The 22,476-nt window shown below is 55.9% G+C and carries 20 protein-coding genes, 5 tRNA genes and 1 other RNA gene; 2 read left to right on the top strand and 24 right to left on the bottom strand.

What is annotated here, in order from left to right:
• Window positions 1-209: 209 nt before the first annotated feature.
• On the bottom strand, window positions 210-1,262 hold the full coding sequence (gene aroG / locus AFK66_RS13075) for a 3-deoxy-7-phosphoheptulonate synthase AroG (protein ID WP_007781959.1): 1,053 nt from the start codon (window positions 1,260-1,262) through the stop codon (window positions 210-212).
• Window positions 1,263-1,586: 324 nt separating this feature from the next.
• Here aroG and AFK66_RS13080 point away from each other — a divergent pair, with 324 nt between their 5' ends.
• A complete protein-coding gene (locus AFK66_RS13080; RefSeq protein ID WP_007706889.1) occupies window positions 1,587-1,979 on the top strand; it encodes a protein YbgS in 393 nt (130 codons plus the stop codon).
• A 128-nt stretch (window positions 1,980-2,107) separates the two neighbouring features.
• Window positions 2,108-3,070, top strand: a complete 963-nt coding sequence (gene zitB, locus AFK66_RS13085; RefSeq protein ID WP_032968017.1) for a CDF family zinc transporter ZitB — start codon at window positions 2,108-2,110, stop codon at window positions 3,068-3,070.
• Here zitB and pnuC read toward each other — a convergent pair.
• The 23 genes from pnuC to sucA form a co-directional block, all read right to left on the bottom strand.
• Window positions 3,067-3,786 carry a nicotinamide riboside transporter PnuC gene (pnuC, locus tag AFK66_RS13090; protein WP_007781950.1) on the bottom strand — a complete coding sequence of 240 codons (720 nt, stop codon included), beginning with the start codon at window positions 3,784-3,786 and terminating at the stop codon, window positions 3,067-3,069. The genes zitB and pnuC overlap by 4 nt on opposite strands.
• Before the next feature lie 21 nt (window positions 3,787-3,807).
• The gene (gene nadA, locus AFK66_RS13095; protein WP_032968014.1) at window positions 3,808-4,869 is read right to left on the bottom strand and encodes a quinolinate synthase NadA; all 1,062 of its coding nucleotides are present in this window, start codon (window positions 4,867-4,869) and stop codon (window positions 3,808-3,810) included.
• 261 nt (window positions 4,870-5,130) lie between these two features.
• Window positions 5,131-5,261: non-coding RNA, RtT sRNA (locus AFK66_RS13100), on the bottom strand.
• A 31-nt stretch (window positions 5,262-5,292) separates the two neighbouring features.
• Window positions 5,293-5,368 (bottom strand) — tRNA-Lys (locus tag AFK66_RS13105).
• 96 nt (window positions 5,369-5,464) lie between these two features.
• A tRNA-Lys gene (locus tag AFK66_RS13110) sits at window positions 5,465-5,540 on the bottom strand.
• Between the two features lie 78 nt (window positions 5,541-5,618).
• Window positions 5,619-5,694 (bottom strand) — tRNA-Lys (locus AFK66_RS13115).
• A 3-nt stretch (window positions 5,695-5,697) separates the two neighbouring features.
• A tRNA-Val gene (locus AFK66_RS13120) sits at window positions 5,698-5,773 on the bottom strand.
• A 107-nt stretch (window positions 5,774-5,880) separates the two neighbouring features.
• Window positions 5,881-5,956 (bottom strand) — tRNA-Lys (locus AFK66_RS13125).
• 165 nt (window positions 5,957-6,121) lie between these two features.
• Window positions 6,122-6,919: a cell division protein CpoB gene (cpoB, locus tag AFK66_RS13130; RefSeq protein WP_023899128.1), complete on the bottom strand. Its 798-nt coding sequence runs from the start codon at window positions 6,917-6,919 to the stop codon at window positions 6,122-6,124.
• Window positions 6,920-6,928: 9 nt separating this feature from the next.
• Complete coding sequence (gene pal / locus AFK66_RS13135) at window positions 6,929-7,447, bottom strand: peptidoglycan-associated lipoprotein Pal (protein WP_004386751.1); 519 nt, start codon at window positions 7,445-7,447, stop codon at window positions 6,929-6,931.
• A gap of 34 nt (window positions 7,448-7,481) precedes the next feature.
• Complete coding sequence (gene tolB, locus AFK66_RS13140) at window positions 7,482-8,774, bottom strand: Tol-Pal system beta propeller repeat protein TolB (protein WP_007781942.1); 1,293 nt, start codon at window positions 8,772-8,774, stop codon at window positions 7,482-7,484.
• Between the two features lie 124 nt (window positions 8,775-8,898).
• Window positions 8,899-10,185 carry a cell envelope integrity protein TolA gene (tolA, locus tag AFK66_RS13145; protein ID WP_023899131.1) on the bottom strand — a complete coding sequence of 429 codons (1,287 nt, stop codon included), beginning with the start codon at window positions 10,183-10,185 and terminating at the stop codon, window positions 8,899-8,901.
• 39 nt (window positions 10,186-10,224) lie between these two features.
• The gene (gene tolR / locus AFK66_RS13150) at window positions 10,225-10,653 is read right to left on the bottom strand and encodes a colicin uptake protein TolR (RefSeq protein WP_004387901.1); all 429 of its coding nucleotides are present in this window, start codon (window positions 10,651-10,653) and stop codon (window positions 10,225-10,227) included.
• A gap of 3 nt (window positions 10,654-10,656) precedes the next feature.
• Entirely contained in the window at window positions 10,657-11,358 is a 702-nt protein-coding gene (gene tolQ, locus AFK66_RS13155) for a Tol-Pal system protein TolQ (RefSeq protein ID WP_007791890.1), read from the bottom strand.
• On the bottom strand, window positions 11,355-11,759 hold the full coding sequence (ybgC, locus tag AFK66_RS13160; RefSeq protein WP_004387903.1) for a tol-pal system-associated acyl-CoA thioesterase: 405 nt from the start codon (window positions 11,757-11,759) through the stop codon (window positions 11,355-11,357). The genes tolQ and ybgC overlap by 4 nt, the downstream gene beginning before the upstream one ends.
• 133 nt (window positions 11,760-11,892) lie before the next feature.
• Window positions 11,893-12,186, bottom strand: coding sequence for a cyd operon protein YbgE (ybgE, locus tag AFK66_RS13165; RefSeq protein WP_004387904.1), 294 nt, complete (start codon window positions 12,184-12,186; stop codon window positions 11,893-11,895).
• Window positions 12,186-12,299, bottom strand: a complete 114-nt coding sequence (gene cydX / locus AFK66_RS13170; protein WP_004387905.1) for a cytochrome bd-I oxidase subunit CydX — start codon at window positions 12,297-12,299, stop codon at window positions 12,186-12,188. Before cydX ends, ybgE begins: the two co-directional genes overlap by 1 nt.
• Window positions 12,300-12,312: 13 nt before the next feature.
• Window positions 12,313-13,452 (bottom strand): cytochrome d ubiquinol oxidase subunit II, encoded by a 1,140-nt coding sequence (gene cydB / locus AFK66_RS13175; RefSeq protein WP_007781935.1) that lies wholly within the window; start codon window positions 13,450-13,452, stop codon window positions 12,313-12,315.
• A 15-nt stretch (window positions 13,453-13,467) separates the two neighbouring features.
• On the bottom strand, window positions 13,468-15,036 hold the full coding sequence (gene cydA, locus AFK66_RS13180) for a cytochrome ubiquinol oxidase subunit I (RefSeq protein ID WP_007781931.1): 1,569 nt from the start codon (window positions 15,034-15,036) through the stop codon (window positions 13,468-13,470).
• A gap of 1,059 nt (window positions 15,037-16,095) precedes the next feature.
• Window positions 16,096-16,965, bottom strand: a complete 870-nt coding sequence (gene sucD, locus AFK66_RS13185) for a succinate--CoA ligase subunit alpha (protein WP_004385340.1) — start codon at window positions 16,963-16,965, stop codon at window positions 16,096-16,098.
• Window positions 16,965-18,131, bottom strand: coding sequence for an ADP-forming succinate--CoA ligase subunit beta (gene sucC / locus AFK66_RS13190; protein ID WP_004385341.1), 1,167 nt, complete (start codon window positions 18,129-18,131; stop codon window positions 16,965-16,967). The genes sucD and sucC overlap by 1 nt, the downstream gene beginning before the upstream one ends.
• Window positions 18,132-18,241: 110 nt before the next feature.
• Window positions 18,242-19,465 (bottom strand): 2-oxoglutarate dehydrogenase complex dihydrolipoyllysine-residue succinyltransferase, encoded by a 1,224-nt coding sequence (gene odhB, locus AFK66_RS13195; protein WP_015386882.1) that lies wholly within the window; start codon window positions 19,463-19,465, stop codon window positions 18,242-18,244.
• 14 nt (window positions 19,466-19,479) lie between these two features.
• Window positions 19,480-22,287 carry a 2-oxoglutarate dehydrogenase E1 component gene (gene sucA, locus AFK66_RS13200; RefSeq protein ID WP_007781924.1) on the bottom strand — a complete coding sequence of 936 codons (2,808 nt, stop codon included), beginning with the start codon at window positions 22,285-22,287 and terminating at the stop codon, window positions 19,480-19,482.
• Window positions 22,288-22,476: the final 189 nt, after the last annotated feature.

Consider the following 22,476-nt stretch of genomic DNA (forward strand, 5'->3'; position numbering starts at 1 on the left):
CGGGTGCGCTTTGCTTACCCGCCCTACGATAACCGTATGATTCGTGCTGGACGGCGGGTGCTTGCGCTTACCCGCCCTACGATAGACGGATTATTCGTGCTGGACGGCGGGTGCGCTAACGCTTACCCGCCCTACTTCGGTGCCAGAGGTATGTAGGGTGGGTAAGCGTTAGCGCACCCACCTTTTGTCCCTGCATCTCAACCAGCGACTTAACCGCGACGCGCTTTCACGGCCTCGGCAAGCTGGCGCAGGATAGCGTCGGTATCTTCCCAGCCGATGCAGGCGTCGGTCACGCTCTTGCCATACACCAGCGACTCGCCGCTCTCCAGGCTCTGGTTGCCTTCCACCAGATGACTTTCAATCATTACGCCCATAATGGCGCTTTCGCCGCCGGCGATTTGCGCGCAGACATCCGCGCCGACGTCCATCTGCTTTTTAAACTGCTTGCTGGAGTTGGCATGGCTGAAATCGATCATCACCTGCGGCTTCAGACCCGCTTTCTCAAGACCGGTTTTCACCTCCGCCACATGCGCCGCGCTGTAGTTCGGCGTTTTACCGCCGCGCAGGATGATATGGCAATCGCTGTTACCGCTGGTGTTAACGATAGCCGAGTGGCCCCACTTGGTGACCGACAGGAAACAGTGCGGTGCGCTGGCGGCGTTGATGGCGTCAATCGCCACTTTGATAGTGCCATCGGTGCCGTTTTTAAAACCAACCGGACAGGAAAGCCCGGACGCCAGCTCACGATGCACCTGTGATTCGGTTGTACGCGCGCCGATAGCGCCCCAGCTCATTAAATCCGCCAGATACTGCGGCGTAATCATATCCAGGAACTCGCCCGCCGCCGGCAGGCCGGTGTCGTTGATATCCAGCAGCAATTTACGCGCAATCTTCAGTCCCTCGTTAATCTGGAAACTGTTATCCATGTGCGGATCGTTGATAAGCCCCTTCCAGCCCACCGTGGTACGCGGCTTCTCAAAATAGACGCGCATAACGATTTCCAGCTCATTCTTTAACGCCTTACGCAGCGGCAGCAGACGCGAGGCATACTCCTTCGCCGCCATCGGGTCGTGAATAGAACACGGGCCAATCACCACCAGCAGACGATCGTCGTCGCCATGCAGAATCTGATGAATCGCCTGGCGCGCCGCAGAAACCGTCTCGGCAGCCTTTTCAGTAGCGGGAAATTTTTCCAGGAGTGCGACAGGTGGGAGTAACTCGTTGATGCCATTGATGCGTAAATCGTCGTTCTGATAAGTCATGATGGTTCCAGGAGGCCCTGCAGTTTTATGGGAAAGCAATCCCCTCAATCTATCTTGTCGCGCCAGTAGTGTAAACACGCATTTACACTTCGCACAGAAAATTCCTGGAAGTTAACTTAAAAACGCCAGAAAGTAGCGTAAAGAGAGATCCAGTCTACACTTTTTAATTGTTAGCACTCTGTTTTATACATTTTACCGAATCACCTGCTGCCTTTCGGCGATGGTGTGGTTTTTTCGACCGCAACACACACGCTGATCAACTTTTTCGCAGTGCACTGTTGGAAGAAGTTATCCAGCAATAACGACCAGAACAGGAGCATGACTATGAAACTGAATAAACTGACTTCACTCTTTCTGACCGCCACTCTGACTCTGGCCAGCGGCGCGGCGCTTGCCGCCGATTCCGGCTCATCGACTGGCGGCAGCGACACCGGCTCTGCAAACGCAGCCGCTAACGCAGGCCAGGTAGCGCCTGACGCCAAACAGAATGTCGCTCCGAACGGCGTGGATAACAGCAATATCAACACCTCCGGCACCAACTCCGCGAACAGCGGCGTGAATACCGGCACCGGTACGGCCACCGGCACCTCTTCCGGCACCGCGCACAGCACCAGCGGTGAAGCGGGCGCGACCGGCAGCAGCACATCCGGTACTACCGGTAGCGTACAGTGTACTGGCGACGCCTGCCCGAGCACGTCTGGCAGCACCTCCCAGTAATCGCATTTAACGCCTGAATGATAAAAGGAGAGCTTCGGCTCTCCTTTATTTTTGCTATTGTGGTAGCGCGCGGTGGCCGCGCAAATAACTGATATTGATAATCACAAAAATGTTGAGCGACACACGCTATGGCCCATTCCCATACCCATTCTCATTCACACGAGCCCCACGAGCACTCCCATAATCATTCCAACAGTAAACGCCTGCTGATTGCTTTCCTGATCACCGCCATTTTTATGGTACTGGAGATTGCCGGCGGCCTGCTTTCCGGTTCGCTGGCGCTGCTCGCCGACGCGGGCCACATGTTTACCGACGCCGCCGCGCTGCTGGTGGCGTTGATGGCGGTGCGTTTCGCACGCCGCAGCCCGAATGCGCGTCATACTTTTGGGCTGTTGCGTTTAACCACGCTTGCCGCGTTTGTGAACGCGCTGGCGTTGCTGGTGATCACGGTGATTATCGTCTGGGAGGCTGTCGCGCGTTTTATTACGCCTGAGCCTGTCGCGGGCGCGCCTATGCTCGGTATCGCCATTGCAGGACTGGTGGCGAATTTGCTGTCATTCTGGATTTTGCACCGCGGCAGCGACGAGAAAAACATGAACGTGCGCGCGGCGGCGCTGCATGTGCTTGGCGATCTGCTGGGTTCCGTCGGCGCGATTGTAGCGGCGGTGGTTATCCTCTGGACGGGCTGGACGCCTATCGACCCTATTCTCTCGATTCTGGTCTCATGCCTCGTGCTGCGCAGCGCCTGGCGGCTGCTTCAGGAGAGCATGAATGAACTACTGGAAGGCGCGCCCAGCGCGGTGGATGTCGATCAGCTGCGCCGCAGGCTGGTACGTGAAATCCCGGAAGCGCGAGATGTACATCATGTGCATCTGTGGCTGGTGGGGGAAAAGCCGGTGATGACGTTGCATGTGCAGGTGGTACCACCGCATGATTATGACGCGCTGATGGAGAGCATTCACGACTATCTGCGACACCACTATCAGATAGCGCATGCGACGGTACAGCTTGAGTACCAGTCGTGCAGCGTTAAAGACTGCGATTTGAATGCCGGGGACGTGACACCGCACGCCCACGGCCATTCACATTAATGAGACAGTGCGCGCGAGCCCCGCTCGTGCGCCGCTTTGATCCACATCCGGCTACCGTTGAGCGCAATGAACGTCAGGATCAGATACTCAAGCGACATCGCATAAACGCCCTGGCGCGCGAAAATCACCACGCTGATGACGTTAATGATGACCCACAGCAGCCAGTTTTCGACATATTTACGGGTCATCAGGATCATCGCCACCACAGACAGTACCGTCATGCAGGAATCCCAGAACGGGAAGGCGTCTGGCTGAAGCTGCGGCATAGCCACGTTAAGCCCAACCGCCTGCATGACCTGAACGGCGATGCGCGTCAGAAACGCAAATACCGGGTCAATCCACACCGTCATCATACCAATCGCCACCACGCAGACCGCCAGCCAGCCGAAGGCTTTCGGGCGTGGCAGCCAGCGGATGTGCAGAGCCGCCTGGTTGTCGCTGCTCTGGCGCGACCACGCGTACCAGCCGTAAATATTCGCCGCAAAGAAAAAGACCTGTAGCAGCAGGCTCGCATAGAGCTGGATCTGGAAGAAAATAATCGCAAACAGCGTGACGTTAATTAAACCGAACACATAGTTGACGATTTTCTCAAGGCTCGCCAGCCAGATGCACAGCAGGCCCGCGAGCGTGCCGATGGCTTCAATCCATGATAATGAGTACCCGCCCTCGCCGAGCGGAATATGCACCAGAATGTTTTGTACGCTAAAAAAATCCATATCTCCCCGAAGCGTAAAACCTTACGCGTTTCCTTTAACCGAAAGACGAAGTGTAGCCGCAAAATCCAGCATGCGGTTAAGCGGCGTTAACGCGGCTTCTCGCAGGCTGGCGTCAACATGAATCTCATGAGCCGCGCCGCCATGCTCAAGCGCCTCTGCGATGGCCTGAAGGCCATTCATCGCCATCCACGGACAGTGCGCGCAGCTGCGGCAGGTTGCGCCCTCGCCGGCGGTCGGTGCTTCAAGCAGCGTTTTTTCCGGGCACGCCTGCTGCATTTTGTAAAAAATACCGCGATCGGTCGCCACAATCAGCTGCGGATGCGGCAGCGTTTTCGCGGCGTTGATGAGCTGGCTCGTGGAGCCTACAGCATCGGCCATATCGACAATCGCCTGCGGGGACTCTGGATGCACCAGAACGGCGGCATCCGGATAGAGCGCCTTCATACGCGCCAGCGCCTGCGTCTTAAACTCATCATGTACGATGCAGGCGCCCTGCCAGCAGAGCACATCAGCACCCGTCTGTTTCTGCACGTAACGACCCAGATGCCGGTCAGGCGCCCAGATAATTTTCTCGCCAAGACTGTCGAGATGTTCAATCAACTCTACGGCGATGCTGGAGGTGACTACCCAGTCGGCGCGGGCTTTTACCGCCGCCGAGGTATTGGCGTAAACCACGACGGTGCGATCCGGGTGACTGTCGCAAAACGCAGCGAATTCCTCTTCCGGGCAGCCGAGATCCAGCGAGCACTCCGCCTGTAGCGTCGGCATCAGAATCGTTTTTTCGGGGCTTAAGATTTTGGCGGTTTCGCCCATAAAGCGCACGCCAGCAACCAGCAGCGTGGTGGCTGGGTGATTCGCGCCAAAACGCGCCATCTCAAGCGAGTCAGAAATACAGCCGCCCGTCTCTTCGGCCAGCGCCTGAATTTCCGGGTCAGTGTAGTAGTGCGCCACCATCACCGCATTGCGCTCCTTAAGGAGACGCTTAATTTTTTCGCGGTAAACGGCTTTCTCATCCGCACTCAGCGGCGCGGGCTTTGGCGGGAATGGATAAATTGCGGCTTCGGGATCGAACATTACACTCATTTGCACCATCTCGTTTTTTGCACTTAACTAAAGCCGCTTAACCGAGCCGTTAAAAGCCACCTGGCAGCTTCATTTGTTTTGTATGCTAAACAAGATAGCGGATTGACGGGGAAAAGTCACAGGAAAAGGTGGCGTGGGGGTGCGCGTAGCGCATCATCGGATGAAAGAGGTGAGCAAGCGTATGGCGGGAAGCATTTTACAGCATGCGGATGAAGTTACGTCTGAAAAGCAAAAAGGCGCCTTTAGGGCGCCTTTTTACACTGGTGGGTCGTGCAGGATGACTCGCTTCGCTCGCCCTTCGGGCCGTCGCCGCAAGCGGCTCCGTTGTCTCGCCATAAATGGCTCGACCCGAACCTGCTGCAGGTTCGAATCTTTCTTATGTTCAGATAAGCAAAAAGGCGCCTTTAGGGCGCCTTTTTACACTGGTGGGTCGTGCAGGATTCGAACCTGCGACCAATTGATTAAAAGTCAACTGCTCTACCAACTGAGCTAACGACCCCTTTCGGGAACTGCTTCTTTCAGAGGGAGGCATGGAAGATACTTGCTGCCTTGCAACGTTATCCTTCACACCTGTCTTTAACACCCACGATTTCAATGGTGGGTCGTGCAGGATTCGAACCTGCGACCAATTGATTAAAAGTCAACTGCTCTACCAACTGAGCTAACGACCCATTCGGGTGTTATCTGAAAGATTTACTGCTTTACCAACAAAAGCGTTGGTTGTCCGCGCATGTTTTAACATGAAGCGTTGGTGGGTCGTGCAGGATTCGAACCTGCGACCAATTGATTAAAAGTCAACTGCTCTACCAACTGAGCTAACGACCCGAGTGGTGGGTGATGACGGGATCGAACCGCCGACCCCCTCCTTGTAAGGGAGGTGCTCTCCCAGCTGAGCTAATCACCCGATACTACGCTGGTTTACTGCGTGTGGTCAGTCGTGGAGGGAATAACACTAACGAAGCGTTGCAACGTTGCCTTCACGATATCGCTCATTTAAACCACCTGAGCGAGTGGTGGGTCGTGCAGGATTCGAACCTGCGACCAATTGATTAAAAGTCAACTGCTCTACCAACTGAGCTAACGACCCACATTTTTTGCCACCGCGGGTTTGTTTCGTATCCCGTGGCAACGGCGGCATATATTACTGATTTAAGATTCTGACGCAACAAAAATTTCGAGGCAGATCACTTAACTGCTTACGTTTCATGCGGCAAGACCAGAAATAATACGTTATCTGGTCAAGCCGCATGCATTACATCGCATTCAAGCGTTTTTGCGCCTGCTTTGCACCATCGGTGCCGGGGTATTTGGAGATAACCTGCTGATAAACGGCCTTTGCTTTCGCGGTATCGCCTTTATCCTGCATGATTACGCCGACCTTATACATCGCATCTGCCGCTTTCGGTGATTTAGGATAGTTCTTCACCACAGAGGCAAAATAATACGCCGCGTCATCCTTCTTACCTTTGTTGTAATTCAGCTGGCCGAGCCAGTAATGGGCATTCGGCTGGTAAGTGGAATCCGGGTATTGCTTAATGAAATTGGAAAACGCGGTGATGGCTTCATCCTGACGGGCTTTATCCTGCACCAGCGCGATAGCTGCGTTGTAATCGGTATTGGCATCCCCGCTTTGCGTCGGTGCGCTGGCTGCGGGCGCGGAGGCATTCGCATCCGGTGTGGCTTGCGCCGCGCCGTTTTGCGCCTGATCGCCGCCCTGCGCCGCTGCCGCTCCGCCATTGCTATTTGTCAGACTGTCCATCTGCAGCAAAATCTGCTTTTGACGTTCCACAATCTGGTTAAGCTGATACTGATTTTCCTGAATCTGTCCGCGCAGGGAATCAATATCGGACTGGTTATCGGAGAGCTGCTGCTGAAGCTGGGTTAAAAGCTGACTATGAGCGTTGGAAATACGCTCGAGTTGAACGACACGGTCTTCGACCGAGCCTGAGCCGACATCACTGATTGGCGCCTGGGCATTAGCGGCCCAGGGGGCCGCTACGCCAACCAGTAACGACAGACCCAACAGGTGATGTCTGAAGTTACTGATCATGCAATTCTCTTAGTAAACCAGTACGGCGCGACGGTTTTTGGCATATGCCGCTTCGTCGTGACCCAGTACTGCAGGTTTTTCTTTACCGTAAGAAACGATGGAGATCTGGTCAGCAGAAACGCCTTTACCCTGCAGGTACATCTTAACGGCGTTAGCACGACGCTCGCCCAGGGAGATGTTGTACTCCGGGGTGCCGCGCTCATCCGCGTGACCTTCTACAGTCACTTTGTAAGACGGGTTGCTACGCAGGAAGTTAGCGTGCGCATCCAGCATTGCAGCGAAGTCAGAACGGATGTCGTACTTGTCCAGATCGAAGTAAACGATGTTGTTCTGCTGCAGCTGCTGCATCTGCAGACGCGCCTGCTCTTCAGAAGACATGTTGCCGCCGTTGCCGTTCATACCAGTGCCGGCACCCAGCATGCCTTCGCCGCTCTGGTCATTGCTGGCGTTCTTGTTAGAAGAACATGCCGCGATTGCCATAACAGGCAGAGCGATCATCAGCCCTTTCAGCACTTTGTTCAGTTGCATTTCTTTGATTCCTTTAGTAATCAATTAATTATTATTACAGATACGGCGACCAGGCAGGTGATTTTACCTGTCCATCAGTTGCCGGAAGACGCGCTTTGAAACGCCCATCTGTAGAAACCAGGTTCAGCACGGATCCCATCCCCTGAGAAGAGCTGTAGATAACCATAGTGCCGTTAGGTGCCAGACTTGGCGTTTCATCCAGGAACGTTGACGACAGCGTCTGTACGCCACCCGTTGCCAGATCCAGTTTAGCGATGTTCTGAGCGCCGCCATTGGAGCTCACCATCACCATAAATTTACCGTCAGAGCTGATGTCAGCGTCCTGGTTCTGAGAACCTTCCCAGGTCACACGCTGCGGCGCACCGCCGTTGATATTGACTTTATACACCTGCGGACGACCAGCCTGGTCAGAGGTATAGGCCAGCGTCTGGCTGTCCGGATACCAGGTCGGCTCGGTGTTGTTGCTGCGGCCATCAGTGACCTGACGGATCTGGCCGGAGCCGATATCCATTACGTACAGGTTCAGGCTGCCGGTTTTAGAGAGCGCGAAAGCCAGTTTGCTGCCGTCCGGCGAGAAAGCCGGCGCACCGTTGTGGCGCGGGAACGACGCAACCTGACGCACAGCGCCGTTTGCCAGCGTCTGGATAACCAGCGCAGAACGACCGCTTTCAAAGGTCACGTAAGCGAGTTTGCTGCCATCCGGCGACCATGCCGGAGACATCAGCGGCTGCGGAGAACGGTGAACAACGAACTGATTGTAGCCATCGTAGTCAGAGACGCGCAGTTCATACGGGAACTGACCACCGTTGGTCTGAACCACATAAGCGATACGGGTGCGGAAAGCGCCTTTGATGCCGGTCAGCTTTTCAAACACTTCGTCGCTCGCAGTATGGCCAGCATAACGCAGCCACTGCTTGTTCACTTTGTAGGAGTTTTGAGCAAGCACAGTACCCGGCGCGCCGCCGGTATCAACCAGCTGATACGCAACGGTATAGCTGCCGTCGCCGTTCGGCGTCACCTGCCCTACCACGACCGCGTCGATACCGAGCGCAGACCATGCCGCCGGTTGTACTTCCTGCGCGGAAGCAGGCTGTTGCGGCAGACGAGAGCGATCGAGCGGGTTGAACTTACCGCTGTTACGCAGATCCGCCGCCACGATGCCGCCGATATCTTCCGGCGCAGCGCCTGGACCCGCCCATTTAAACGGCACCACACCAATCGGACGCGCCGAGTCAACCCCCTGGGTTATCTCGATGCGTACTTCTGCGTGCAGCACCGCTGCCCACAGCATCAGAAAACTAAATGCTAAACGTAATGCCTGCTTCATCATATCTCCCTTATCTGGACGTCAAAGCCCACGATAATTTAGCAGAATGTTAACAAACTCAAAGATAGACAACCACATCGCACGCCGGCTTAAACCGGACAGTGAAGCCCGGTTTTACCGGAAATCACTGTGGTTTGAAAAGCAACGGCGCGTTTTTAAAGACTTCATAAACAGCCTGGCTTGGCGGTTTAGGAATCTTAGCCTGTCGGGCGGCGGAAATAGCTGCCTGGCAAAGCGCAGGATCGCCCCCTTCCGACTGGATATCCAGCAGTAAGCCGTCCGGTGCAAGTTTAATACGCAGCGTACAGGTTTTGCCTGAATACGATGACGCATCATAGAACTTGCTTTCAATGGCCGACTTTATCTGCGAGGCGTAGCCATTGATTTCAGCGCCGCTGGCACCGTTGTTCTTACTATTACCGCTTCCCGCCGGCGCTGCATTACTGCCTTTCGCCCCGCCGCCGGTTTTCGGCGCATTCTTACCTGAGCTGAGATCGCCAAGCAGATCGTCGACGCCTTCCGCCGCGGCCGCTTTCTCTGCCGCGGCTTTCGCGGCTGCAGCTTTCTTCGCCGCAGCTTTTTCAGCTGCCGCTTTCTTATCAGCAGCGGCTTTCTCGGCGGCAGCTTTTTCCGCGGCCGCTTTTTCCGCTGCAGCGGCTTTCTTCTCGGCCGCCGCTTTTTCTGCTGCCGCTTTCTCGGCCGCGGCCGCTTTTTCGGCTGCGGCTTTTTCGGCTGCGGCTTTCTTCGCAGCCTCGGCTGCCGCTTTCTTCTCGGCGTCCTGCTGCGCTTTTTTCGCCGCATCGGCGGCCGCTTTTTTCTCTGCCTCTTCCTGCGCTTTCTTCGCGGCGGCGGCGGCTTTAGCGGCCTCCTCCTGCGCTTTTTTCTGCGCGTCGGCGGCGGCTTTCTTCGCCGCCTCTTCCGCGGCTTTCGCCTGGGCGTCAGCTTTCGCTTTTGCGTCTGCTGCGGCTTTGGCTGCCGCCTCTTCCGCCTGCTTCTGTTGCTCCTGCGCGCGCTTCGCGGCTTCTTCAGCCTGTTTCTGCTGTTCCGCCTGCTGCTGCGCTTTCTCCTGTGCCTCAAGACGCTCCTGCTCAAGCTTTTTCAGGCGCTCCTGTTCGGCAGCCTGTTTCTCGCGCAGTTCTTCCTCCTGCTGCTGCGCCTGTTTCTCGCGCTGCTCGGCGGCTTGCTTAGCGCTTGCCTGCTGTTGCTGCTGGCGGTTGTACTGCTGCACTACCGCGCCGGGATCGACCATCACGGCGTCGATAGCCGATCCGCCGCCGCCGCCCGCCGCGTCTTCATTGATATGCTCATCGAACGAACTCCAGATCAGCAGTGCAATGAGCAATACATGCAGCACTACGGAAATGATGATCGCGCGTTTCAGCTTATCGTTTTGTTCGGTTGCCTTTGCCACTCTCGGTTTCCAAAACTTGTAGCCCTGTCAGGCGGTGGATCAGATAGGCTGCGTCATTAAGCCGACAGATTTTACGCCAGCCTGATGTAACAGGTTCAGCGCTTTAATAATCTCGTCGTAAGGAACCTCTTTGGCGCCACCGATTAAAAAGACCGTTTTCGGGTTCTCCTGCAGGCGACGCTGCGCCTCGGCAACAATTTGCTCGGCAGGCAGCTGATCCATACGGTCTTTTTCCACCACCACGCTGTACTGGCCCACGCCGGAGACTTCAATAATCACCGGCGGGTTGTCATTACTGCTGACGGTCTGGGAATCCGTGGCGTCCGGCAAATCCACTTCCACGCTCTGGGTGATGATGGGCGCTGTCGCCATAAAAATCAGCAGCAGTACCAGCAGCACGTCCAGCAGCGGGACGATGTTGATTTCAGATTTCAGATCACGACGACCACGTCCACGTGTTCTGGCCATGACTTACCCCTTGTTGCTTTCGCTGGTGCTAGTGCTGGTGAAAGCCTGGCGATGCAGGATAGCCGTGAACTCTTCCATAAAGTTGTCGTAATTCAGCTCCAGTTTGTTCACGCGCTGGTTCAGACGGTTGTAGGCCATTACCGCCGGGATCGCGGCAAACAGACCGATCGCCGTCGCGATAAGCGCTTCCGCGATACCCGGTGCCACCATTTGCAACGTCGCCTGCTTCACCGCGCCCAGCGCGATAAAGGCGTGCATTATCCCCCACACGGTGCCGAACAGACCGATGTACGGACTGATGGAACCTACTGTGCCGAGGAACGGGATATGCGTTTCGAGGGTTTCAAGCTCGCGATTCATTGAGATACGCATCGCACGCGAAGCCCCTTCGACAATCGCTTCCGGCGCATGGCTGTTGGCGCGATGCAGACGGGCGAACTCTTTAAAACCGGCGTAGAAGATCTGCTCGGAGCCGGAGAGGTTTTCGCGACGCCCCTGGCTCTCCTGATACAGGCGAGAGAGCTCAATGCCCGACCAGAATTTATCTTCAAAGGCTTCCGCTTCGCGCGACGCAGCATTGAGGATGCGCGTTCGTTGAATGATGATGGCCCAGGACGCGATTGAAAAACCAATCAAAATCAACATGATAAGTTTGACCAGAAGACTTGCCTTCAGGAACAAATCAAGGATATTCATGTCAGTCACTGCTTGAACTCCGCGACAATAGACTTGGGAAGCGCACGAGGCTTCATTAAGAGTGGATCAACGCAGACAATCAGCACCTCGGCTTCATTGAGGAGCTGGTTTTCCGCGTTAACAATCCGTTGCCTGAACACCATGGAGGTGCCACGCAGCGTTGTAATTTCGGTCTGGACTTCGAGCATATCGTCGAGTCGGGCAGGCGCAAGATATTCAAGCGACATCCTGCGAACCACAAAGGCTACTCGCTCCGCCAGTAAATCTTGCTGACTAAAGTGGTGGTGGCGCAGCATCTCTGTGCGTGCTCTTTCATAAAAGGCGACGTAACTGGCGTGGTAAACCACACCACCGGCGTCGGTGTCTTCGTAATAGACACGAACCGGCCATCGAAACAGCGTTGTGCTCACTCTACATCCCGGTAATGCAAATAAACGCTGCTACTATACGCAAGTGAATGTGGGTTTGGAATGGGGAGAAGTAAACGGAGAGTAAATATTTATGGGCTCCTGAAAGCCCATAGAAACAGAGGTGTTGCCGCGCTCAGGCGAAGAAAAAAATCAACCCGGCCAGCATCACCAGAAAGGCGATTAGCGGGCAGAAAATTCCCTGCCAGTGGACAGCGCGCAGACGAAAGCCCACGCCGTGAATCACACCCGCGCAGACGGCCCACATCAGGAACAAGCCCTGCCAGATTTCAAGGCCGCTGGTCTTCGCCGCGAAGCGCGACGGGTCCCAGAAGATGCAACCGGCCAGCACCAGCGCCATGATTAAGGAAAGAGCCCTTAACGGGCTCTTATCCATCAGCGCGTAAAGCGCGGTAATGAGGCGTTTCATCACGACTCGACTTTACCGGCTTTGGTCGCTTCGACGTGTTCCAGCGCCAGCGCGGTAATGATTCCGAAAGCACAGGCCAGAAGCGTTCCGAGAATCCAGGCGAAATACCACATAGTCAGCTCCTTATCAGTACAGAGAATGCGTGTTGCTTTCGATATGCTCTTTGGTGATACGACCAAACATTTTCCAGTAACACCAGGTGGTGTAGAGCAAAATAATCGGTACGAACACCGCGGCGACATAGGTCATTACGGTCAGCGTCAGCTGGCTGGAGGTCGCGTCCCACATCGTCAGGCTGGCGTTCAGCATAGTGCTGGACGGCATGATGAACGGGAACATCGCGATACCGGCAGTTAGGATAACGCAGGCCAGCGTCAGAGAAGAGAATACAAACGCCCAGGCGCCTTTCTCCAGGCGCGACGCCAGCACGGTCAGCAGCGGCAGCACCACGCCCAGCGCAGGGATCGCCCACAGTGCAGGCATGTGGTTAAAGTTAGTAAACCAGGCACCCGCCTGACGAACCACTTCTTTGTTCATCGGGTTAGACGCCGCACGCGGATCGATGGCGGACGTCACCACATAACCATCAATACCGTACATCACCCAGACGCCCGCCAGCACGAAGCAGACCATCATCACCAGGGCTGAGATCTGCGCGGTGGTGCGGGAACGCAGGTGCAGCTCGCCGGTGGTACGCATTTGCAGATAGGTCGCACCCTGAGTCAGGATCATCGCCACGCTCACAACACCTGCCAGCAAGCCAAACGGGTTCAGCAGCTGGAAAAAGTTACCGGTGTAGAACATGCCCTGATATTTATCGAAGTGGAACGGCACGCCCTGCAGCAGGTTGCCGAACGCCACGCCAATCACCAGCGGCGGCACAAAGCTACCGGCGAATACGCCCCAGTCCCACATGTTACGCCAGCGCATATCTTCAATCTTCGAGCGGTAGTCAAAGCCGACCGGACGGAAGAACAGCGAGGCGAGCACCAGGATCATCGCGACATAAAAACCAGAGAACGCGGCGGCATACACCAGCGGCCAGGCCGCGAACAGCGCGCCGCCTGCAGTGATAAGCCATACCTGGTTGCCGTCCCAGTGCGGCGCGATGGAGTTAATCATCACGCGGCGCTCGGTGTCGGTGCGCCCCAGGATGCGGGTCAGCATGCCGACCCCCATATCAAAGCCATCGGTAACCGCAAAACCAATCAGCAGAATGCCAACCAGCAGCCACCAGACCAAACGTAGTACTTCATAATCGATCATTTTACGTCTCCTCGCTTAGCGTGCCGGCTGAGAAGCCACAGTGGACTGCTCAAAGTGGTAGCGACCCGTTTTCAGGCTGCTCGGCCCCAGGCGGGCGAATTTGAACATCAGGAACAGTTCCGCCACCAGGAAGAGCGTGTACAGGCCGCAGATCAGCACCATAGAGAAGAGGATGTCGCCCGCAGACAGGTTAGAGTGCGCCACCGCGGTCGGCAGAACTTCACCGATAGCCCACGGCTGACGGCCATACTCCGCCACAAACCAGCCCGATTCCACCGCGATCCACGGCAGCGGAATACCGTAAAACGCCGCGCGCAGGAGCCATTTTTTATCGCCGATACGGTTGCGAATAACGGACCAGAAGGACGCACCGATAATCAGCAGCATCAGGATGCCGCACAGCACCATGATACGGAACGAGAAGTACAGCGGCGCCACGCTCGGAATAGAATCCTGCGTCGCTTTCTGGATCTGCGCTTCGGTCGCGTTAGCCACGTTATCGGTATAACGCTTCAGCAGCAGGCCATAACCGAGGTCTTTCTTCACGCTATTAAATTCGTCGCGAAGCGCCTGGTCGTTCGAGCCGGAACGCAGTTGCTCCAGCAGCGCGTAGGCTTTCATGCCGTTACGGATGCGCGCTTCGTGCTGCACCAGCAGATCTTTAAGACCAATCACCGGCGTATCCACAGAGCGGGTGGCGATAATACCAAGCGCGTAAGGGATCTGAATCGCGAAGCGGTTTTCCTGGGTTTTCTGATCCGGAATACCAAACAGCGTAAACGCGGCCGGTGCCGGCTGGGTTTCCCACTCGGCTTCGATAGCGGCTAGTTTGGTTTTCTGCACGTCACCCATTTCGTAGCCAGATTCGTCACCCAGTACGATAACGGAAAGCACCGCCGCCATGCCGAAGCTCGCCGCGATAGCGAAAGAGCGTTTGGCGAAGGCGAAATCGCGGCCTTTCAGCATGTACCATGCGCTGATGCCCAGAATGAACATCGCGCCGGTGCAGTAGCCTGCAGCCACCGTGTGAACGAATTTCACCTGCGCAACCGGGTTCAGCACCAGCTCGGAGAAGCTCACCATCTCCATACGCATGGTTTCGAAGTTGAAATCAGAAGCGATCGGGTTCTGCATCCAGCCGTTCGCCACCAGGATCCACAGTGCGGAGAGGTTGGAGCCCAGCGCCACCAGCCAGGTCACGGCCATGTGCTGCACTTTGCTCAGACGATCCCAGCCGAAGAAGAACAGGCCGACGAAGGTCGATTCAAGGAAGAATGCCATCAGGCCTTCGATAGCCAGCGGGGCACCGAAGATATCGCCTACATAGTGTGAATAGTAAGACCAGTTAGTCCCGAACTGGAACTCCATGGTCAAGCCGGTCGCCACGCCCAGTGCAAAGTTGATACCAAACAACTTGCCCCAGAACTTGGTCATGTCTTTATAGATTTGTTTACCAGAGAGGACGTAGACCGTTTCCATAATGGCCAGCAGGAACGCCATACCGAGCGTCAGCGGCACAAAAAGGAAGTGGTACATCGCGGTCAAGGCAAACTGTAAGCGCGACAGTTCGACTATATCTAACATCTTGACTCCTTGCTCCTCGCATGAAGACTTCGAGCGTGGCCCTTTTTAAAGCGCCACAACGCATGCCCCAATACCAATGACATTTGCTTCCGTCAGCCTTGCTTAAATCACTGCGTGTATTTGTGAAAAAGTAATGGCGAAAGGTTACAAATAAGTTAAAAGAATTCCAAATTGATTCGGCGAATATTTTACGCTGCAATCCAGGGATAATAAATAGATTTACCTATCCCTTTATTTGCGTTTTACGACGGCGATCAGTTTATACCTAAATCGCTGCCTGGACACCAGATTGATCATCCGCAATTTAGCGCCTTCTCACGCTTTTTTTCAAGCTAAAAACTTTGATTAAAATCAGTTTTTGTACCTATTGTTAATTATGTTTCAACCCGAATGGGTTAAGTGAAAATAATGTTAACGATAAGTATTTTTTTAACGTAGTGCGGGTTATAAAAGCGCTACCAATAATAAACCCACGTTATTTTAGTCAATCCTGACATGAGATATTAATCACACTTCCCTGTTAATATCGGCAGCAAAAAAGAATTCATGAGATCAGGAATGATAATTTTATTTCACAATTCTTTTACTAATTAGCCTTTTTACGGCGCACCAATAACATTGCTCTTTAGAAAATAAAAATGCCACTCACCGACAATCCTCACGTGGCGGCATAACAAAAGGTAATAAAGACGAAGCCATAACGTGGCGTTTCACAGAAGCGACGTTACACATTCGCAACGCATACTCACAGAGACAACGGATAAATCCCCTCCCCTGCCCGCTTTGTCGCACATAGCGACTGTCATGAAGGCCCACAACTGCATTAACCGGTACGACGATATAACGCCCTCCAGAACGCTAAAAAGCGCGTATCAGCGCTCGTTGCATCACGGTGAGATGCGTGAGTTTGAATACCACCGCAACGTCTTTAAAAGCGATGATTACCCGTTCACGCGGGCGGCGCGCCGCAGGCAATAAAAAAGGCTACCCTCACGAGTAGCCAACCATGTCGAATCTTATTATCGGGTGGTTTAGCCTCCCACCCATGAGGTAATACGTTTACTTCAGGATGGTTTTCAGCGCGTCGCCGATGTCCGCCAGGCTGCGCACAGTTTTCACGCCTGCCGCTTCCAGCGCCGCGAATTTCTCATCCGCCGTGCCTTTGCCGCCTGCGATGATCGCGCCCGCGTGGCCCATACGCTTGCCTTTCGGCGCGGTCACGCCTGCGATGTAGCCAACCACCGGTTTGGTGACGTGATCTTTAATATACGCCGCCGCTTCTTCTTCCGCGCTGCCGCCGATCTCGCCGATCATGACGATCGCTTCGGTCTGCGGATCTTCCTGGAACAGCTTCAGGATATCGATGAAGTTAGAGCCAGGAATCGGGTCGCCGCCGATACCGACGCAGGTTGACTGACCAAAACCATAATCGGTGGTCTGTTTAACCGCTTCGTAGGTCAGGGTGCCGGAGCGGGAAACAATCCCCACGCGGCCAGGCTGGTGGATGTGGCCCGGCATGATACCGATTTTGCACTCGCCAGGGGTGATAACGCCCGGGCAGTTCGGTCCGATCATGCGCACACCGGCTTCATCCAGCTTCACTTTCACCGTCAGCATATCCAGCGTCGGGATACCTTCGGTAATGGTGATGATGAGCTTAATGCCTGCGTCGATGGCTTCCAGAATGGAGTCTTTGCAGAACGGCGCCGGAACGTAGATAACGGACGCGGTCGCACCGGTCGCTTCTACCGCTTCGCGCACGGTGTTAAACACCGGCAGGCCCAGGTGCGTGGTGCCGCCTTTGCCCGGCGTTACGCCGCCAACCATCTGGGTGCCGTAAGCGATAGCCTGTTCAGAGTGAAATGTCCCCTGGCTGCCGGTAAAGCCCTGGCAGATAACTTTGGTGTTTTTATCGATCAGAATGGACATTATTTCCCCTCCACAGCAGCAACAACCTGCTGAGCTGCATCCGTCAGACTTTTCGCTGCAATAATATTCAGGCCGCTGTCGGCCAGTTTCTTCGCGCCCAGCTCGGCGTTGTTGCCTTCAAGACGCACGACAACCGGAACGTTGACGCCCACTTCCGCCACCGCGCCGATGATGCCGTCGGCAATCAGGTCGCAGCGCACGATGCCGCCGAAGATGTTAACCAGTACGGCTTTCACTTTGTCGTCAGACAGAATGATTTTGAACGCTTCGGTCACGCGCTCTTTGGTCGCGCCGCCGCCCACGTCCAGAAAGTTCGCCGGTTCGCCGCCGTGCAGCTTGACGATATCCATGGTGCCCATCGCGAGGCCTGCGCCGTTCACCATGCAACCGATGTTGCCGTCCAGCGCCACGTAGTTCAGTTCCCACTGCGCGGCCTGCGCTTCGCGCGGATCTTCCTGAGACTGGTCGCGCATTTCGCGCAGATCCGGCTGGCGGAACAGCGCGTTGCCGTCAGCGCCCAGTTTGCCGTCGAGGCAGATCAGGTCGCCCTGAGAGGTGATAACCAGCGGGTTGATTTCGATAAGCGCCAGATCGCGCTCCAGGAAAATGTTCGCCAGCCCCATAAACACTTTGGTGAACTGCTGAACCAGTTTCCCTTCAAGACCCAGTTTGAAGGCCAGCTCGCGTCCCTGATACGGCATCGGGCCGGTCAGCGGATCGATAGCGACTTTGTGGATCAGGTGCGGGGTTTCTTCCGCCACTTTTTCAATTTCCACGCCGCCTTCGGTAGAGGCCATGAACACCACGCGACGGGAGCCACGATCAACCACCGCGCCGAGGTAGAGTTCTTTCGCGATATCGGTTGCCGCTTCCACCAGGATCTGGTTAACCGGCTGGCCGTTGGCGTCCGTTTGGTAGGTCACCAGGCGTTTGCCCAGCCAGTGCTCGGCAAAGGCGCGAATCTCTTCTTTGCTCTTAACGACTTTTACACCGCCCGCTTTACCGCGGCCGCCTGCATGCACCTGGCATTTCACTACCCACGGGCCGGAGCCGATTTTAGAGGCGGCTTCTTCTGCTTCACGCGGAGTCGAGCAGGCATAACCTACCGGCGTCGGCAGGCCTGATCTGGCAAACAGCTGTTTCGCCTGATATTCGTGTAAGTTCATCTCTTCAGTCCATCAAGAAAAAGCGCATTCACGCTCGGAGTTCGAAATTGCCGCGCCTCGCGGCGCGACCATAAACACTACCTGAGGGCGGTCGGGCCGCCCTTGTGAAACTACACGTCCAGCAGCAGACGAGTCGGATCTTCCAGCAACTCTTTAATGGTCACCAGGAAACCTACCGATTCACGGCCGTCGATCAGACGGTGATCGTAGGAGAGCGCTAGGTACATCATCGGCAGGATCTCAACCTTGCCGTCCACCGCCATCGGGCGATCTTTAATGGCGTGCATGCCAAGGATCGCGCTCTGCGGCGGGTTGATGATAGGCGTGGACATCAGCGAGCCGAAAACGCCGCCGTTGGTAATGGTGAAGTTACCGCCGGTCAGGTCTTCCACGGTCAGTTTGCCGTCACGGCCTTTGACCGCCAGCTCTTTGATTTTCTTCTCGATGTCCGCCATACCCAGCACGTCCACATCACGCAGAACCGGGGTCACCAGGCCGCGCGGCGTAGAGACCGCCATGCTGACGTCGAAATAGTTGTGGTACACCACGTCGTCGCCATCGATGGACGCGTTCACTTCCGGGAAGCGTTTGAGCGCTTCAACAACCGCTTTCACGTAGAAAGACATAAAGCCCAGACGGATGCCGTGACGTTTTTCGAAGGCGTCGCCGTACTGCTTACGCAGATCCATAATCGGCTTCATGTTCACTTCGTTGAACGTGGTCAGCATCGCGGTGGAGTTTTTCGCTTCCAGCAGACGCTCGGCCACGCGTTTGCGCAGGCGGGTCATCGGCACGCGTTTTTCGCTGCGGGAACCGAGCTGCGGCTGCGGCGCGGCTGCGGCTTGTTCCGGCGCTTTGGCAGATTCGCTGCCATTCGCTTTCGCCAGATGTTTTTCCACATCTTCACGGGTCAGACGGCCACCGACGCCGGTGCCTTTGATGGCGGCCGCGTCCAGGTTGTGTTCGGCGAGCAGACGGCGAATAGCCGGGCTCAGCGCGTCGTTATTTTGTTCTTCGAGAGACGCCTGCTGGCGCTGCGCCGGGGTAGATTCGTTCGCTTCCGGTTTGGCGCTGCTCTCTTTGCCCGCGCTGTTGCCTTCGCGCAGGCGGCCCAGGATCTGGCGGGAGGTGACGGTGCTGCCTTCGTCTTCCAGTACCGCATCCAGAACGCCGTCAGCCGACGCCGGTACTTCCAGTACCACTTTGTCAGTTTCGATTTCTACCAGCACTTCATCGCGTTTCACCGCGTCGCCCGGCTTTTTATGCCAGGTGGCGACGGTTGCGTCAGCAACGGATTCAGGCAGGTCGGGAACAAGAATATCTACGCTACTCATTATTTATCCTTTAATTAATTGACGTTCAGCGCGTCATTAACCAGATCTTGTTGCTGTTTCTGGTGAACGGACATATACCCTACCGCCGGCGAGGCGGAGGCCGGGCGGCCTGCATAACGTAATGCAGAGCCAAACGGAATCACTTCACGAAGGTGGTGCTGGCTGCAATACCAGGCGCCCTGGTTGAGCGGCTCTTCCTGGCACCAGACGAAATCATGCACGTGCGCGAACGGCTTCAGCGCTTCCTGCACCGCGTTATGCGGGAACGGGTAGAGCTGTTCGATACGGACAATCGCCACATCCTTCTGATCATTCTTACGACGCTGTTCCAGCAGGTCGTAATACACCTTACCAGAACAGAGCACGACGCGTTTCACGCCCTGCGGATCAAGCTCATCAACTTCGCCGATAGCCGGCTGGAAGGCGCCGTTGGCCAGTTCTTCAAGGCTTGATACCGCCAGCGGGTGACGCAGCAGCGATTTCGGTGACATCACCACCAGCGGACGGCGCATACCGCGCAGCGCCTGGCGGCGCAGCATGTGATAAACCTGCGCCGGGGTCGACGGCACGCACACCTGCATGTTCTGCTCAGCGCAGAGTTGCAGATAACGCTCCAGACGCGCAGAGGAGTGCTCCGGGCCCTGACCTTCGTAGCCGTGCGGCAGCAGCATTACCAGACCGCACATACGGCCCCATTTCTGCTCGCCGGAGCTGATGAACTGGTCGATAACCACCTGCGCGCCGTTGGCGAAGTCACCGAACTGCGCTTCCCAAATGGTCAGCGTGCGCGGCTCTGCGGTCGCATAGCCATATTCGAACGCCAGTACCGCTTCTTCAGACAGTACGGAGTCCCAGACTTTGAACTGGCCCTGGCCGTTATGGATGTGTTGCAGCGGCACCCAGGTAGAACCGTTGGCCTGGTTATGCACCACGGCGTGACGGTGGAAGAAGGTGCCACGCCCGGAGTCTTCACCGGACAGGCGCACCGGAATGCCTTCATCGACCAGCGTCGCATAGGCCAGCGTTTCCGCCCCGCCCCAGTCGAACGGTTTCTCGCCGTTCGCCATCAGCTGACGGTCGCCGTAGATTTTCGCCACGCGTGACTGCATCTCGATGCCATCCGGCACGCTGCTGATGCGCTTCGCCAGTTCCTGTAAGCGCTTCATCTCCACTTTGTTCGGGTAGCTTTCGTCCCATTCGTGGTTGAGATACGGCGACCAGGTAAAGGAGTGCATATTCATCGGACGCCACTCTTTCACCACGCACTCGCCGGCATCCAGCGCGTCGCGGTAGAGATTGACCATTTCGGTCGCGTCTTCAAGCTTCGCCACGCCTTCCTGCTCCAGCTTGTCGGCGTAGATTTTGCGCGGGGTCGGGTGTTTTTTGATTTTCTGATACATCAGCGGCTGGGTGGCGCTCGGCTCATCGGCTTCGTTATGGCCGTGACGGCGGTAGCACACCAGGTCAATAAACACGTCGCGCTTAAAGGTGTTACGGAAATCCAGCGCGAGGCGGGTTACAAACGCAACCGCTTCCGGGTCGTCTGCATTGACGTGGAAAATCGGCGCCATGACCATTTTGCCGATGTCGGTGCAGTACGGTGTGGAACGGGCGTCAAGCGGGTTGGAGGTGGTGAAGCCCACCTGGTTGTTGATAACGATACGGACCGTACCGCCCACTTCGTAGCCGCGCGCTTTGGACATGTTCAGGGTTTCCTGAACCACGCCCTGTCCGGCAACCGCCGCGTCGCCGTGAATGGTAATCGGCAGCACTTTGTTGCTGCTCGGCTCGTCCAGACGGTCGAGACGCGCGCGCACTGAGCCCATCACCACCGGGCTGACAATCTCCAGGTGCGACGGGTTAAACGCCAGCGCCAGGTGGACCAGCCCGCCTTCGGTTTCGATATCCGACGAGAAGCCCATGTGATATTTCACATCGCCGGTGCCGAGGTGTTCTTTATGTTTACCGGCGAATTCGTCAAACAGATCCTGCGGTTTTTTACCGAGCACGTTGATAAGCACGTTCAGACGACCGCGGTGCGCCATACCCAGCACCACTTCGCGCGTGCCGCTCTTACCGGCGTGACGGATCATCTCTTTGAGCATCGGGATTAACGCATCGCCGCCTTCCAGCGAGAAGCGTTTCGCGCCAGGGAATTTCGCGCCCAGATAACGCTCCAGGCCTTCGGCGGCGGTCAGTTCGCTTAAGAAGCGTTTTTTCTCGTCCGCGCTAAAGCCCGCGTGGCCTGCGACCGATTCGATACGCTGCTGGATCCAGCGTTTCTCTTCCGTCGAGGTGATATGCATGTATTCCGCGCCGATGGAGCCGCAGTAAGTCTGCTTAAGCGCCTCGATGAGGTCGCCGAGCTTCATGGTCTCTTTGCCGAGCGCAAAAGAGCCTACGTTAAAGGTTTCCTGGAAATCGGCTTCGGTCAGATCGTGGAACGCAGGGTCCAGATCCGCGACGCGCTCCTGCTGCCACAGGCCCAGCGGATCGAGATTCGCGTGCTGGTGGCCACGGAAGCGATAGGCGTTAATAAGCTGCAGGACTTTAACCTGCTTCGCATTCGTGTCAGGGTCGGAAATCGAGGAAGAGTAACGTGAGGCATCCTTCGCCAGACGACGGAAATAATCACGCGTTTTTGAATGGAATTGATCCGGTTTCGCGCCGGTGCCAGGCAGTTGCTGGAACATAGAGCGCCAGTGGGCGTCCACTGAATCAGGATCGGTTAAGAAGTCTTCATAGAGCTGTTCTATCCAGCTCTGGTTAGAGCCAGAGAGGTAAGAAGAGTCCAGCCAGGCTTTCATTGCGCCGTTCTGCATCGTGATCCCTTAAGCATGTCTGCTTATTTCGCCGTAGAAACTACCACGTACAGTGTTGTACGTGCCGGGGTTCACCTGCGAGCTCTTGTTAGTGGGGCCCGCGAAGGAACCTTTAAAAACTGCCATTAATCTTCTTCGTTCAGGCTGCGACGTCGTTGGCTGCCTTCGCTTACCCCAGTCACATAGTTC

It is taken from the genome of Cronobacter malonaticus LMG 23826 (genome assembly GCF_001277215.2).
Taxonomy (GTDB): Bacteria; Pseudomonadota; Gammaproteobacteria; order Enterobacterales; family Enterobacteriaceae; genus Cronobacter; species Cronobacter malonaticus.